Annotated in this window: 17 protein-coding genes; 4 read left to right on the top strand and 13 right to left on the bottom strand. The window is 60.2% G+C overall.

All coding sequences use genetic code 11. The features are described 5' to 3' along the window. Positions 1–6: 6 nt before the first annotated feature. Both rbsD and KW824_RS00460 read right to left on the bottom strand, forming a co-directional pair. Positions 7–426, bottom strand: a complete 420-nt coding sequence (gene rbsD / locus KW824_RS00465; protein ID WP_139750710.1) for a D-ribose pyranase — start codon at positions 424–426, stop codon at positions 7–9. 207 nt (positions 427–633) lie between these two features. Then, positions 634–1251 (bottom strand): glutathione S-transferase family protein, encoded by a 618-nt coding sequence (locus KW824_RS00460; protein WP_218408562.1) that lies wholly within the window; start codon positions 1249–1251, stop codon positions 634–636. A gap of 279 nt (positions 1252–1530) precedes the next feature. On the opposite strand from KW824_RS00460, the gene KW824_RS00455 reads away from it, so the two are divergent. Continuing rightward, complete coding sequence (locus KW824_RS00455) at positions 1531–2289, top strand: hypothetical protein (protein ID WP_005329651.1); 759 nt, start codon at positions 1531–1533, stop codon at positions 2287–2289. 16 nt (positions 2290–2305) lie between these two features. After that, positions 2306–2983: a DUF2987 domain-containing protein gene (locus KW824_RS00450; RefSeq protein WP_218408561.1), complete on the top strand. Its 678-nt coding sequence runs from the start codon at positions 2306–2308 to the stop codon at positions 2981–2983. 72 nt (positions 2984–3055) lie between these two features. Here KW824_RS00450 and ttcA read toward each other — a convergent pair whose 3' ends face one another. From ttcA to ccoN, 11 genes are all read right to left on the bottom strand, one after another. Beyond that, positions 3056–3964 carry a tRNA 2-thiocytidine(32) synthetase TtcA gene (gene ttcA / locus KW824_RS00445; protein WP_042648240.1) on the bottom strand — a complete coding sequence of 303 codons (909 nt, stop codon included), beginning with the start codon at positions 3962–3964 and terminating at the stop codon, positions 3056–3058. 67 nt (positions 3965–4031) lie between these two features. Then, positions 4032–4979, bottom strand: a complete 948-nt coding sequence (gene uspE / locus KW824_RS00440; RefSeq protein ID WP_005329645.1) for a universal stress protein UspE — start codon at positions 4977–4979, stop codon at positions 4032–4034. A 137-nt stretch (positions 4980–5116) separates the two neighbouring features. Beyond that, positions 5117–5872, bottom strand: a complete 756-nt coding sequence (locus tag KW824_RS00435) for an FNR family transcription factor (protein ID WP_043131810.1) — start codon at positions 5870–5872, stop codon at positions 5117–5119. A 68-nt stretch (positions 5873–5940) separates the two neighbouring features. Beyond that, entirely contained in the window at positions 5941–6627 is a 687-nt protein-coding gene (locus KW824_RS00430; protein WP_218408560.1) for a sulfite exporter TauE/SafE family protein, read from the bottom strand. Beyond that, positions 6611–6799 carry a cbb3-type cytochrome oxidase assembly protein CcoS gene (ccoS, locus tag KW824_RS00425; RefSeq protein ID WP_005329639.1) on the bottom strand — a complete coding sequence of 63 codons (189 nt, stop codon included), beginning with the start codon at positions 6797–6799 and terminating at the stop codon, positions 6611–6613. Before ccoS ends, KW824_RS00430 begins: the two co-directional genes overlap by 17 nt. A 135-nt stretch (positions 6800–6934) precedes the next feature. Next, complete coding sequence (locus KW824_RS00420; RefSeq protein WP_218408559.1) at positions 6935–9319, bottom strand: heavy metal translocating P-type ATPase; 2385 nt, start codon at positions 9317–9319, stop codon at positions 6935–6937. 89 nt (positions 9320–9408) lie between these two features. Next, on the bottom strand, positions 9409–9897 hold the full coding sequence (locus tag KW824_RS00415; protein ID WP_182310707.1) for a FixH family protein: 489 nt from the start codon (positions 9895–9897) through the stop codon (positions 9409–9411). 125 nt (positions 9898–10022) lie between these two features. Beyond that, positions 10023–11000: a cytochrome-c oxidase, cbb3-type subunit III gene (gene ccoP, locus KW824_RS00410; RefSeq protein ID WP_218408558.1), complete on the bottom strand. Its 978-nt coding sequence runs from the start codon at positions 10998–11000 to the stop codon at positions 10023–10025. Next, positions 11000–11179 (bottom strand): CcoQ/FixQ family Cbb3-type cytochrome c oxidase assembly chaperone, encoded by a 180-nt coding sequence (locus tag KW824_RS00405; protein WP_005329633.1) that lies wholly within the window; start codon positions 11177–11179, stop codon positions 11000–11002. Before KW824_RS00405 ends, ccoP begins: the two co-directional genes overlap by 1 nt. Positions 11180–11190: 11 nt before the next feature. Beyond that, positions 11191–11805 carry a cytochrome-c oxidase, cbb3-type subunit II gene (gene ccoO / locus KW824_RS00400; RefSeq protein WP_005329630.1) on the bottom strand — a complete coding sequence of 205 codons (615 nt, stop codon included), beginning with the start codon at positions 11803–11805 and terminating at the stop codon, positions 11191–11193. An 18-nt stretch (positions 11806–11823) separates the two neighbouring features. After that, the gene (ccoN, locus tag KW824_RS00395) at positions 11824–13248 is read right to left on the bottom strand and encodes a cytochrome-c oxidase, cbb3-type subunit I (protein ID WP_005329626.1); all 1425 of its coding nucleotides are present in this window, start codon (positions 13246–13248) and stop codon (positions 11824–11826) included. Between the two features lie 281 nt (positions 13249–13529). On the opposite strand from ccoN, the gene KW824_RS00390 reads away from it, so the two are divergent. Together KW824_RS00390 and KW824_RS00385 are read left to right on the top strand one after the other, a co-directional pair. Next, positions 13530–13988 carry a hypothetical protein gene (locus KW824_RS00390; protein ID WP_042648243.1) on the top strand — a complete coding sequence of 153 codons (459 nt, stop codon included), beginning with the start codon at positions 13530–13532 and terminating at the stop codon, positions 13986–13988. 111 nt (positions 13989–14099) lie between these two features. Next, a complete protein-coding gene (locus tag KW824_RS00385) occupies positions 14100–14558 on the top strand; it encodes a GAF domain-containing protein (RefSeq protein WP_005329612.1) in 459 nt (152 codons plus the stop codon). Positions 14559–14653: the final 95 nt, after the last annotated feature.

The following is a 14653-nucleotide window of genomic DNA, read 5'->3' as shown; positions in this document are numbered from 1 at the left end:
AGAGGCTTAAAACGCCACACCGGCGCAGAGAATAATATTGGCGTAGGGGGTGACCTCGCCGCTGCGCACGATGGCCTTGCTCTGGTGGGAGCGGGCTTTGAACGCCTCGTGCAGGCAATATTCGACGGCGATGGGTTTGCCCTGGGCCAGGGCGTGAGCCTCGATCTGCGCAACCAGCGCCTGATGGGCATCCGGGCTGATCAATTTTATTTCGCTCGCCATGATCACCTTCTCCACCACCAGATCGGTGAGCAGAGCGGTCAGCACGGTGTCCAGGCTGGGAGTGCCCGCCATCAGTGCCAGATCGATGCGCTCAGGCCCCGCCGCAATGGGCAGGCCTGCATCGCAGACGGTGATCTCGTCGGTGTGACCCATTCGTGCCACCAGAGCACTCAGGGGAGCATTGAGCAGCTTGCCTCGTTTCATACAACACCTCGGCGGCCTGTGACCGCATCGTCGATATTTATCTGGGCAACCGGTTACGCAACCGGTTGCGTCGTTGAGGTGAAAGATAGGCGCTAACCGTTAACGGGTCTAGGAACAGATGACGAAAATGTGAAAACGATCTCAATGAAGTGGCTGACAGCAGGAAAACGGGTGCCAGAAGAGCACCCGTACAACCAGAGGAGGGGATCAGAGAATCAGGGCCTCCTGCACGGCGGGGCGTGCCAGCATGCGTCGAGTATGGGCCGCCACCTTGGGAAACTCGTCGATGGCGACCCCGTCGCTCGCGAGCCAGCTGGCCACCACGAACAGGTAGATATCGGCCAGGCTGAAACGTTCCCCCAATACCCAGGGACCGGCCAGATAGTGGTGCTCTATCTCGGCGAAACCGTCGCGCATGTTTTGCGGCATCCTGGCCTTCATGGCAGCGATGGCGTGTTCGTCATCCGCCCAGCGGCTACCGCGACGGCCATGGGCATGGGCGACGTGCACCGTCGAGGCGAGGAAGCTGTGCACCTCCTGCATTCTGGCCAGCAGGAAGGGGTCATCCAGGGGCGCCAGCCCGGCATCCGGGAAACGCTGGGCCACGTACAGCAGCAAGGCCGGGGTTTCGGTCAGTACGCCGCGCTCGGTCACCAGGGCCGGCACCCGCCCCTTGGGGTTGATGGCAAGATAGGCGGGGGTGCGTTGCTCCCCGGCGGCGAGATCGAGGCGCTTGATCCGGTGCGGGGCACCGGCTTCCACCAGGGCGATGCGCACCGCCATGGCACAGGTACCGGGGGCGAGATAGAGCGTCAGTTCGGACATTGCAGCTTTCCTTGTATGGGTTATCCGGGATGGACTGCGCGAGAGTGCGAGTCTGTCGAGTCTTGGTCATCCATCCTACGCCCATGCCGGGCGAGGGCCAAGCCAGGCAACCACGGGGCACGAATACCGGGCTGGCGACAGTGCCCTTGTCTGTGAAATCAACAGCTTTCTGAACGGAAGATAACAGGAAAAACGACTACGCATGCCCGGTCAAACCGCTATAATGTGCCACCTTGGAACAGTCGTATTTGAATGTTGGATAGTCAATTGAGTAATAGAATGCGGATCGGTGGAACCCTCGAACAGTCCCTCAGCCAGGGATACCGTCTGGACCTGCAAGGGGTGTTGAAAGAGGCCTGGCAACAGACTCGCCGCACCGGTTTCGGTCTGGCGCTGGCCATCGCCGGGGTCATGGCAATCTGGATCCTGCTGAGCAACACCCTGCTGGCCCCCTATGTCAGCCAGGAAGGGGGTGACATGGACATGGCCCTGATATTGAGCCTGCTCATCACCGTCATCATGTCCCCCATGACCTCTTCCCTCGACATGCTGGGACTGCAGCAGTCGGTGGGCGTGCGGGCCCGCCCTAACCAGGTGTTCGACTTCTTCCGTCACTTTCTGCGTCTGGGCTCCCTGAGCCTGCTCGGCAGCCTCATTACCAGCCTGTTTGGTCCCCTGTTCGAGCTGCTGGGGCTGCCGGTGATGCTGGCCTTTGTTCCTTCTGCCCTGGTGGGCATGGGGCTGGTGTTCACCGTGCCCCTGGTGCTGGAGCGCGGCCTGTCGCCGGCTCAGGCCATCCTGGTCTCCCTCAAGTTGTTCGCCCGTGGCTGGCCCAGCATAGTGCTGCTGCATGGCGTCATGCTGGCACTGTTCTTCCTGGCTCTCATTCCCATGGGCATAGGCCTCATATGGGTGGCTCCCCTCTATTTCAACCTCAAGGGGATCCTCTATCGGGATCTGTGCGGGGTTGCCGTGGAGGTGACCGAAGTGGCGGACAATGCCACCACCGGGCAGGGACCCGATCATTTCAACGCGTGATGCAAAAGGATGGCATATGAAGCTGGTTCGACATGGCATGGCGGCAAGTCTGCTGATAGTGCCCGCGCTGTGCGTGGCGGCGCCCTCGCTGGATCTGCAATACAGCACCTTCTACAGCCAGATGAAGACCTTTGCCAAGGGCGAGTTTGGTGATGCCAGGCTGGGGTTTTATCTGACCGATCCGCAAACTGGCCAGCGCTGCGGGCTCGCCTCGGCAAGGGTCTCGACCCTGGATCGGGATGTTGCCGCCGAGGTGACCATCGACAGCGAGCTGCGTCTGCCCTATGACGACGATCTCAATCTCGACAAAGCGACCGTGGTGGTGGAGCTGACCGAGCCACATGCCACCTGTGACATGTCGGTGCAGGTGATGGCCGATGCGCCCCCAGCGTCGGATAGCCAGGGGTTCAGGGTGAGCGAGGTGGTGACACGCCAGCAGGAGATGCAGTCGCTGTTGGACAAGCTGGCAGGCATGGTCGGCAAACACTTCCTGCCGGAGATGGCGGGGGTGCGGGTGACCCTGGTGCAGCCGAGCGGCACCGCCTACCTCATCGACGGTGCCCGTCAGCAGCCTCTCTCCTGGCAGGATGGCCAGCTACTGCTTCGCAATGAGCAACTCGCCGATTTCGCGGCGGGCAGGTTGCAGCTTGCGGGAGAGATACTGCGACTGACCCCCTGGTTGCACAAGGGCTGAAAAAGCCGGGTGAAAGACAGATAAAGAAAAGGAGCGCATGGCGCTCCTTTTTCGTGGTGGCTGGCAGGGCGCTCAGCGCACCTCGATCACATCCAGCACGTCCATCTCATCGATGTTGAGCAGGGGGGCGGTCGGCAGCTCGGGGGGATCGAATGCCTTGTCGCCGCCGTCGATGATGCCGGAGTCGCGGTTGATGCTCTTGAAGTCAAACAGCTTGTGATCGAGCAGGTGGCTCGGGATCACGTCCTGAATGGCGGTGAACATGGTCTCTATCCGGCCGGGGAATCGGCGATCCCAGTCCTGCATCATCTGCTTGATGGCCTTGCGCTGCAGGTTCTCCTGCGAGCCGCACAGGTTGCACGGGATGATGGGGAAGGCCTTGACCTCCGCATAGCGCACCAGATCCTTCTCCTTGCAGTAGGCCAGGGGGCGGATCACCACGTTCTTGCCATCGTCGCTCACCAGCTTGGGGGGCATGGACTTGAGCTTGCCGCCGTAGAACATGTTGAGGAACAGGGTCTCGAGGATGTCATCCCTGTGGTGGCCGAGGGCAATCTTGGTGCAGCCCAGCTCCTGGGCGGTGCGGTAGAGAATGCCGCGGCGCAGGCGGGAGCAGAGGGCGCAGGTGGTCTTGCCTTCCGGCACCTTGTCTTTGACGATGGAGTAGGTGTCTTCCTCGACGATCTTGAAGTCGACGCCGAGGGTGGCCAGGTATTCCGGCAGCACGTGTTCGGGGAAGCCGGGTTGCTTCTGATCCAGGTTGACGGCCACGAGATCGAAATGGATGGGAGCGCTGGCCTTCAGGCTCATCAGGATGTCGAGCATGGCGAAGCTGTCTTTGCCGCCAGACAGGCACACCATGATCTTGTCACCCTCTTCAATCATGTTGAAGTCGGCGATGGCCTGACCCACGTTGCGCCGCAGGCGTTTCTGCAGCTTGTTGAAACTGTATTTCTCTTTGGCGTTAAGCTCTTCTAGCATGGCCTCAAACCCGGGACAAAAATAAGCGGCTTATTATAGCCATGTCCCGGGGGAGGGCAAGAAACGCTTATGCAGGATGACGCTTGTCATCCACCGGGCAGCTGTAATCGTCCGGTTTGAGGATCAGGATGTCGCAGTTGAGCCGATCGACCACATGCTCTGCCGTGTTGCCGAGCAGGGCGGCGGAGAGGCCGGTACGGCCGACGCAACCCATGATCATCAAAGTGGCCTTGAGCTCGTCGGCCATGTCAGGCAGCACCTCCTCCGGTAATCCTTCCGCCACCTTGGTCCACATGTGATTGATGCCGAAGTGATCGGCATGTTCTCGCAGCAGATCTTCGTGATGCTTGCGGATGGCATCGTTGTAAGCGTTGGGATCGAACTCGGGCAGCTCGATGGCCACATTCACCGGTGTGCCGGGGTAGGTGTTGACCAGATAGAGGTTGGAGCCGAGCAGATCGGCGATGGCGACGCCTTCGCGGGTGATGCGCTCATTGAGGACTTTCTGCTCCAAGTCATCGCTCGAGCAGTTGATGGCTGCGATGATATTGCCGCCCCGCTGCCAGTGACCCTCTTTGACCAGCAGGACGGGACAGGGGCACTTGCGCAGCAGGTGCCAGTCGGTCGGGGTGAAGATGAAGGTTTGCAGGAAGGAGTGCTTGTGGGTCGCCTTGACCACCAGATCGTGGCGATGCTCCAGCACTTCCTGGATGACACACTCGAAGGGGCGATTGTGCCACAGCACCTTGATCTCGCACTCCAGGCCTCTGGCGCGATAGGGTTGGAGTATCTCGTCCAGCCATTCCCGACGCTGGGCAATGACGCCGTGGCGCATCTCTTCCCGCTCATCTACCGACAGCATGGCTGTCATCTCGTACGAGAAATCGTAAATCGTCAGGAGCAGGGTCAGCTGGGCGCCCTCGTCCAGCTCGGCGACCTTGACCGCGCGCTCGAGCGCGATCTGGCGCTCCTCCTCCGGGTTGATCACCACCAGAATGTTTCGGTACTTGACCATGTTCTCCTCCTTGGCAAAAACGCCAATGATGGCAACTCTTTAGCCATTACAGCTTAGCCCAAGGGGGGAGACGGGAAGGTGTGCCGGATCAAATTTCAGGGTAAACCGATCCGGCAATACAGTGGGAAAGGGCGTGATCAGCCGCAGGGAGGGCGAGTGGCACCGGCCATGACACCGAGGGCCACGTGATCCAGCACGGTGATGTATTTGCCCTTGACACTGATGAGGCCGGACTTCTGGAAACGACCGAGCAGACGGCTGATGGTCTCGACGGTGAGGCCAAGGTAGTTGCCGATGTCGCCACGGGTCATGGAGAGACGGAACTCCTTGGCGGAGAAACCGCGCTCGGAGAAACGCACCGAGAGATTGTGCAGGAAGGCGGCGAGGCGCTCTTCCGCATTCTTCTTGGAGAGCAGCAGGATCATCTCCTGATCCCCCATGATCTCGTTGCTCATCAGTCGCATGATCTGCTGGCGAAGCTTGGGCATCTTGCCGGAAAGATCGTCGAGTACATCGAACGGGATCTCGCACACCATGGCGGTTTCCAACGCCTGGGCGAAGGAGGGGTGCGCCTGCTTGTGGATGGCATCGAAACCGACCAGATCCCCTGCAAGGTGGAAGGCGGTGATCTGCTCATCGCCCTGCTCGGTGATGGTGTATGACTTGATGGTCCCGGAGCGGATGGCGTAGAGCGATTTCAGTTCATCGCCAGCCTTGAACAGTTCCTCACCCTTCTGGATCGGCTTCTTGCGCTCGATGATGCTGTCCAACTGATCGAGCTCACTGTCGTTCAGGGTGAAGGGGATGCAGAGCTGGCTGATGCTGCAATCCTGGCAATGAATTGCACAGCCACCGCTCTGAACACGTCTGCCAGGTTTCTTGTCCGGGATCATAGGCTCATATGAATAATTGATTTATATCAAACAAGTTTACCACCAACTCATCCGTTTTGGATAGGGTTTCAAAAGGACGCCAGCCCGATCCAGAGGGTATGCAGCCCATAGGCAATGAGCAGCAAGGCTCCACCCAGACGCAGGCTGCGCAGGGTCAGCCAGTAACGCAATCTGTCTGCCAGCCCGCCCAGGGCAAACAGGGTCGGCAGGGTCCCAAAACCAAAACTCAGCATGATGAGCGCCCCGCCGCCAGCGGAGCCCGCTGCCGCGCTCCAGGTCAGCATGGAGTAGACCAGGCCGCAGGGCAGCCAGCCCCACACCATGCCAAAGGGGAGCGCCTGCCAGGCCGACGTGAAGGGAATGAACTTGCCTGCCAGCGGCTTGATGAAGGGCCACATCTTGGCGCCGAGTCGCTCCAGCAGCAGGATCCCCTGCCACCAACCCGCCAGATAGAGGCCCAGCGCTATCATCAACAGGGCCGCAATGAGGCGCAAGCCGGCGATGGCATGCTTGCCGGCCCCTAGCTCGCTGGTGGTGGCGAGCAATCCCCCCACCAGGGCACCGGCAATCACATAACTCAGGATCCGGCCAAGGTTGTAGTTGAGCAGGTAACCCAGCCTGCCCCAGAAGTGCTGCTTCTCGGCGGGGATGGCCATAGAGAGGGCGGCGGAGACGCCACCACACATGGCGATACAGTGGCCTGAGCCTGCCAGTCCCACCAGCAGGGCCCCCATCAGGTCAAGGCTGCTGGTCATCGCGCGGCTTATCCTTGCTCTTGGTGGCGGGTTGCTCCTCGTCAAACAGGATGTTGGAGCCCTGTCGGTCGAGATCCTCGAACTGCTCCGAGCGAATGGCCCAGAAGAAAACGGCCCCCGCGATGATGACGAACAGGATGGCGATGGGGATGAGGACAAAAATGATGTTCATGGAAACTACCTTGGCATTTATCCGTGGCAATCGACCCCCATGGTAACCCTGTTCGGGCAGGGGGCCAGCCGCTATCAGTGAGAAATGTGGCCTGCATCGGAGGCAGGCCACATGTTCAGCGTTTTCCCTGCTTGCTCATCGATTGAGACGCATCGAGTTGGTGACGACTATGAGGGAGCTCAGGGACATGCCTGCCGCTGCCAGATAGGGGGGCAGCCAGCCGCTTGCCGCGAGTGGCAACACCAGCAGGTTGTAACCGATGGACCAGGCAAAGTTCTCCTGGATGATCCGGCGGGTGCGCAGCGCCAGGGTGCGCGCCGTCAGCAGGCGGGAGAGGTCATCGGCCAGCAGGATGGCGTCGGCGCTGTTTTTCGCCAGATCCGTGCCGCCCGCCATGGCGAAGGAGGCATGGGCACCGGCCAGCACGGGGGCGTCGTTGATGCCATCCCCCACCATGATGCTGATGTCTCCCGCCGCTTCCTGCGCCTTGAGGTACGCGAGCTTGCCATCTGGGGTGACCCCTTTCACCAGCTCATCGACCCCGAGTTCACGGGCCACAGTGTCGGCCTGAGGGGAGCTGTCGCCGGTGAGAATGGTGGTTTGCAGGCCGGCCGCCTTGAAGGCCTGGATCAAGGCCCCTGCATCCGCACGCACGGTATCAGCCAGGGTGAAGCGGGCCAGCGGCCCTGTCTCGTCGGCCAGATAGATGGCCAGTCCCTGAGCAGCATTCTGTTTGTCACTCAGCCCGAGCCAGCGGGCACTACCGATGCGGTAATGTTTGCCTGCGATCCTGCCCTCGATGCCGTGGCCGATGACGGGCGTCACCCCGCTGGCTGCCAGCAGCACGGCATCGTCTGCTCCTTTGCTGCGAAACGCGCGGGCTATGGGGTGTTCGGAGTAGGCTTCCAGCGCGCGGGCGATGGCCAGGCACTCGTCTTCGCCAAGCTCCGCCAGGAGCTGGACGCCCACCAGGCTGATATTGCCGGTGGTCAGGGTACCTGTCTTGTCCATCACGATCCGGTTGGCCCGGGTCAGCACATCCAGCACGTGGCCGCGGCGCAGCAGGATGCCGCTGCGGGTCAGGTGGGCTGTGGCCGAGGTGAGCGCCGTCGGGGTCGCCAGTGACAGGGCGCAGGGGCAGGTGGCCACCAGCACTGACAGAGTGACCCAGAAGGCCCGTTCCGGGGCATGGAAGTGCCAGAAGGTCCAGACCGCGGCGGCGATGAGCAGCAGCACCAGGATGAAATGGCGGGAGAGCACATCAGCCAGCTGGGCGATGGCGGGTTTGTCATCCAGTGCGCTGTCCTGCAACCGCATGATCTGGGCGAGGCGCGACTCTTCGATGGGGTGGTTGACCCGGATCTCCAGCGGCGCATCCGTGCTGATGGTGCCAGCGAAGACGGGATCTCCCGCCTGCTTGAGCAGGGGCAGTTGCTCGCCGGTCAGCATGGCTTCGTTGAGGCTGGCCTGCCCCTGGGTGATGATGCCGTCTGCGGGCAGGGTGGCACCGGCCAGCACCCGGACCCTGTCCCCCACCCGCAGCGTCTTGGCGGGCACCTCGTGTTCGCCCTCTGCATCGATGCGGGTGGCCATGATGGGCACCAGGCGCGCCAGGTTGGAGCTGGACTCGGACGCCTTGCGCCTCACCCTCAGCTCGAGCAGGCGCCCCAGCAGCAGGAAGAAGACGAACATGGTGATGGAGTCGTAATAGACCTCCCCCGTGTTGAAGACGGTGGCCCAGATGGAGGCGATGAAGGCACCGATGAGGGCCAGCGACACCGAGACATCCATGGAGAGGTGGCCCTGTTTCAGGCTGCGCCAGGCGCCTGCGTAAAATGGCTGGGCCGAGTAGATCATGATGGGGGTGGAGAGCAGCAGGCTTATCCACTTGAAGTAGATCATGAACTCCTCTTCCACGCTGATGAAGAGATCCATGTAGAGCGCCACGGCGCACATCATCACCTGCATGGAGCCCAGACCAGCCAGCGCCATGCGGAACATGTAGCTGCGCACCTCGCGGGCGTAGAGGGCTTCTTGCTGATGAGTCTGGAAGGGGTAGGCGCGGTAGCCTATCTTGGCGAACCCCTTGAGGATGTCGCTTAACGAGAGCCTGTCCGGATCCCACTTGATGCGGGCGCGGTGGGTGGTGGTATTGACGTTGACATAATGCAGACCTGGCAGCCCCATCAGGTGGCGCTCGATGAGCCAGGCGCAGGCGGCGCAGGTCAGCCCTTCCACGCTGAGCTGGATCTCCCGCAGCGTGCCCGTCTCGGTGACGAACTCCTGCTGCACTTCGGCCAGATCGTAGTGGGTGAGGGCCGCCAGCTCGCTCGGCACCAATTCCCCCTTGATGCCGGGGGCGGTGCGGTGCTCGTAGTAACTGGCAAGGCCGCATTCGAGAATGGTCTGTGCCACGGCCTGGCAACCAGGGCAGCACATGGGTTGCACTATCCCCTTGATCTCCAGGGTAAAGTCACTGCCAGTGGGAACCGGTTCACCACAGTGAAAACAGCCGGTCATGGTCATTATCCCTCTTGGAAGCTGCCCGCGTGGGCGAAAAAAGGGAGGACACCGTCATGCCTGGATGAACGCTGCCGCTCATCCAGGGTTCAGCGTCCCCTGGGATCGAGTTCCACTGGGGCCTTGGTCGGCAACTGCGCCGTCTCTTGCAGGCGCCACTCGTGGTTGAAGGCATCGACCCGGATGTGCCACTTGCCGGTGAGGGGCTTGTCCAGCATCAGGCGATAGACTCCCTTGCCATCGGCAGTGAGCAGATGATCGCTGTCCAGACCGGCCAGGGTCGGGTGGAACAGGGAGAGGTGCAGCGCCTGACCGGCGGGGATCGCTCCCGACAGGGGCTTCAGGGTCAGCTCCTTGTCGCTGACCGAGAGCTCGACGCGGATGCCGAGGGCCTCGGCGCGATCGAACTTGCTGAGATCCTGATTAATCTCCTTGCCCTGCTTGTAATAGTCTTCCGCCACCAGGTTGACCCCATCCTTGCTGGCGATGATGGCGGTGGCGATGCTGCCTACCACGGCGGCGCAGGGGAGGGCGATGATGAACCAGGGCCAGAATTGGCGATACCAGGGTTGAGTCATGGTGCTACCGAAACAAATGGTTAACGAAATGGAGGGATTCTAGCCAACACAAGATAACAAAAAGCCTCGAAGAGTCGAGGCTTTTTGCTGCGTAATCACGTGGTTATCACATGTTACTGCTTATTTTACTGCGCCTGGTGGGACAAACTGTAGACATAGGACGCCAGCAGGTGGACCTTGTCTTCTCCCAGGATATCCTTCCAGGCTGGCATCACGCCGTGACGCCCATGGGTGATGGTCTGCTCAACCACCTGACGGGAGCCACCATACAACCAGGTGTTGTTGGTGAGATCCGGCGCGCCGAAGGCGATGCCGCCCTTGGCATCCGGGCCGTGACAGGCGGCGCACATGGCGAAACGGGCTTCCCCCTTCTTGGCTTCCACCAGATCCACCTTGCGGCCGGAGAGGCTCAGCACGTAGGAGGCCACTTCCTTGACCCCGTCCTGACCCAGGATCTCGCCCCAGGCGGCCATGATCCCCTGACGACCGCCCATGATGGTGGTCTTGATCTGATCCGGCGCTCCGCCCCACTGCCATTCGCTGTCGGTCAGGTTCGGGAAACCGCGACCACCGCGGGCATCGGAGCCGTGGCACTGGGAGCAGTTCTGCAGGAACAGACGCTGACCCACTTTCAGGGCTTCCGGGTCCTTGGCGATCTCGGTGATTTCCTTGTAGTTCTTGCCGTCGGCCTGGTAGGTCAGCTCACGGAACTTGGCGCCATAGACCTCGTCGGCCTTGGCCAATTCCCGATCGTACTCCACCGCGCGCCCTTCATCCTTGGCAGAGGCAGCCGCCGCCTTGGATTCGGCCAGGGAGCGAACGTCCTGGTTGGAGCTCTGCCAGCCCAGCAGACCCTTCCAGTTGCCCAGACCCGGGAAGGCGAGCAGGTAGATGAGACCGGTGACGATGAAGAAGAGGAACATATAGGACCACCACTTCGGCAGGGGATTGTTGATCTCCTCTATGCCGTCGAAGGTGTGCCCCATGGGCTTGCCCTCTTCGGTCCCCATCTTGTCCTTCATGCACCACATCAGCAGCAGGAAGCAGCCGAGTATGGTGCCCAGACTTATGACGGTCACAAAAATGCTAAACAAAGTGCTCATTATTGCTTCGCTCCTGCGTTCTTGTTATCAGCACTGGGTTGCTCGTCATCGGCAAAAACCAGGTTGGCAGCCTCATCGAAGGAGGCCTTGCGGCGTTTGCTGTATGCCCAGACGATGATGCCGATCATGATGATCATCAGCAGCAGGGTGTACAGGCCGCGAAATGTGCCGTAATCCATATCCCGACTCCTTATTTCAGGGCATGACCCAGTGATTGCAGATAGGCCACCAGGGCATCCAGCTCGGTCTTGCCCTTGACTGCCTCAGACGCACCCTCGATGTCGGCATCGGTATAGGGCACCCCGAAGTGATCCCGGAACAGCGCCAGCTTCTTGCCGGTCAGCTCACCGGTCAGGACGTTGGTCTCGAGCCAGGGGAAGGCGGGCATGTTGGATTCCGGTACCACGTCCCGCGGGTTGATGAGGTGGGCGCGATGCCAGTCGTCGGAGTAGCGGCCGCCGACCCGGGCCAGATCCGGACCGGTACGCTTGGAGCCCCACAGGAAGGGGTGCTCCCACACGCTCTCACCGGCGACCGAGTAGTGGCCGTAACGCTCGGTTTCGGCGCGGAACGGACGGATCATCTGGCTGTGGCAGACGGTGCAGCCTTCGCGGATGTAGATGTCGCGTCCTTCCATCTGCAGGGCGGTGTAGGCCTTGAGGCCTTCCACCGGCTCGTTGGTCTGCTTCTGGAAGAAGAGCGGCGTGATCTCCACCAGGCCCCCCAGGCTGATGGCAAAGATGATGCCTATCACCAGCATGGGGACGCTCTTTTCAAAAATTTCGTGACGGTTGTTGTTGCTCATGCTTTAAACCCCTTCAGATCAGGCTGGCTGTGCGACGGGTTCCAGGGAACCCTTGGGCGCAGTGACGGTGCGATAGGCGTTATAGGCCATCAGCAGCATGCCGGTGACGAAGAAGCAGCCACCCAGGAAGCGCACGAAGTAGAAGGGATAGGAAGCTTGCAGCGCCTCCACGAAGCTGTAGGTCAGGGTGCCGTCATCGTTGACCGCACGCCACATCAGACCCTGCATCACCCCGGAAATCCACATGGAGACGATGTAGAGCACTGTGCCCACGGTCGCCAGCCAGAAGTGGACGTTGATCAGGCGGATGCTGTACATGCGGCCCTGATCGAACAGGTTCGGGATCAGGTGATACACGGCGCCGATGGATACCATGGCAACCCAGCCCAGGGCACCGGAGTGGACGTGACCTATGGTCCAGTCGGTGTAGTGGGAGAGGGCGTTGACCGTCTTGATCGCCATCATGGGGCCTTCGAAGGTGGACATGCCGTAGAACGACAGGGACACGATCAGGAAGCGCAGGATGGGGTCATAGCGCAGCTTGTGCCAGGCACCGGACAGGGTCATGATGCCGTTGATCATGCCGCCCCAGGAGGGGACAAACAGGATGAGGGACATCACCATGCCCAGGGACTGGGCCCAGTCAGGCAGCGCGGTGTAGTGCAGATGGTGCGGACCGGCCCAGATATAGAGGGAGATCAGCGCCCAGAAGTGCACGATGGAGAGGCGGTAGGAGTAGACCGGACGTCCCGCCTGCTTGGGCACGAAATAGTACATCATCCCCAGGAAGCCGGCGGTGAGCAGGAAACCGACCGCGTTGTGGCCATACCACCACTGCACCATGGCATCCATGGCGCCGGAGTACATGGAGTAGGACTTCATGCCGGAGAGTGGCACTTCCATGTTGTTGACGATGTGCAGCACGGCCACCGTGATGATGAAGGCACCGAAGAACCAGTTCGCCACATAGATGTGGGAGGTGGTGCGCTTGACCAGGGTGCCGAAGAAGACAATGGCATAGCTCACCCAGACCACGGCGATGGCGATATCGATGGGCCATTCCAGCTCGGCATACTCCTTGGAGGTGGTGTATCCCAGTGGCAGACTGATGGCGGCGGCGAGGATGATCGCCTGCCAGCCCCAGAACACGAAGGAGGCGAGCGGGCCGCCAAACAGTCTTGCCTGGCAGGTGCGCTGTACCACGTAGAAGGAGGTGGCCATCAGGGCACTGCAACCAAACGCAAAGATGACCGCGTTGGTATGCAGGGGACGCAGGCGACTGTAAGTCAGCCAGGGGGTATCAAAGTTGAGGGCAGGCCAGATCAACTGGGCTGCGATCAGTACACCAACCGACATACCGACAATTCCCCAGACAATCGTCATGACGGTGAACTGGCGCACAACGGTATAGTTGTACTCAGGGTGGTTTGTTGTATGGCTCATCGTTGTATTCCGCTTCCGATGCTGTTGTTTGTTTTTCGCCCGGTAATCGGGGCCATTTTCACCCCTGATTTGCAAAATCCTCTCGTTAACATCTGTTAATAAAAGGAAAAGCAAAAGGTGGTTAAATGAAAATTCATTGAGAATGATACTGAACTGACCGGTAAAATAACAGTACAAACAGTGATATATTTGGCTCCAGCGGGTCTGGTGCCCGCCAGTTTTTACCTTGCGCAAGATCACGAAAATCGCATTTTTAAAGTACCTTACAGGGCTGTTTTTTCATGAAAGAGAGACTCACTTCACGCAAAATCGTGCACTTGACGATCGTTTTGGCCATTTTGCTCTCCCTGATGGCCTATCGGACCTGGTTTTCGGGCCCGCCGAGCGGGGAGGCGAAGGCAACAAATGATCAGATTTGTGATCTGTCCCACAGCAGTTGTTCCCTTCTCGTCGGCGATCAGCCCCTGACGGCCAGCGTAGACGGCTTGCCGATCCGCCCTGAACATGACTTTGTGCTGCGTCTTCAGGGAGGTTCTCCCGCCATCACCCCCATCAAGGCCTGGCTGGAGGGCAGAACCATGTTCATGGGACGCATTCCCGTGCAATTCGAGGCGAAGGAGGGAGGCTGGCAGGGGGCCGCTCAGGTGGGGAGTTGCACCACTGAGACCATGGAGTGGCTGCTCAATATCGAGTGGAGCAATGGCCAGCGCCAGCAACTGACACTGGGAATTTCCCCCTGACAGGAGGCTGACGTTTGTGGCCCAGGAGGGGGGATAAGTGAAATTTGATTTGAATTTTTCAGGCAGGTCGGTACCTTGCATTCATTATCAAGGAGTGAAGTTCATTTAATCATGATTGAAAAACAAGCATTTTATCGCACCCTCAACCAACAGGCCCAGGCGCTGCTGGAGGGTGAACCCGACCTGATTGCCAACCTGGCGAACCTGTCTGCCCTGCTCAATCAGGAGCTGGCTGACATTAACTGGGTCGGTTTTTATCTGTTGCAAGGGGAAACCCTGGTGCTCGGCCCCTTCCAGGGCAAGCCGGCCTGCGTGCGCATTCCGGTGGGCCGCGGCGTCTGCGGCACGGCGGTGGCCGAGGGCAAGACCCAGCTGGTGGACGACGTACACCAGTTTACGGGTCACATCGCCTGCGACGGCGCCAGCAATTCGGAAATCGTGATTCCGCTGCGTCGCGGTGGTGAGATCATCGGGGTGCTGGACGTGGATAGTCCGATTTTTAACCGTTTCGACCAGGAGGACCGGATTGGCCTCGAAGAAACGGTGCAAATTTTGGAAAGCATGCTCTAAGTCATTGCTAGATGGTTCGCAAAAGGTCCCAAGCTCTCTATAATAGGGCCTTTGTTGTGTTCGGGCATGCCCGTGCGTCTATATGAAAGCCAAGG

It is taken from the genome of Aeromonas sp. sif0611 (genome assembly GCF_019218845.1).
In the GTDB taxonomy this organism is placed as follows: Bacteria; Pseudomonadota; Gammaproteobacteria; order Enterobacterales; family Aeromonadaceae; genus Aeromonas; species Aeromonas media.
The sequence above is the reverse complement of the archived record's forward strand: the minus strand, read 5'-3'. Positions and strand labels throughout refer to the sequence as shown.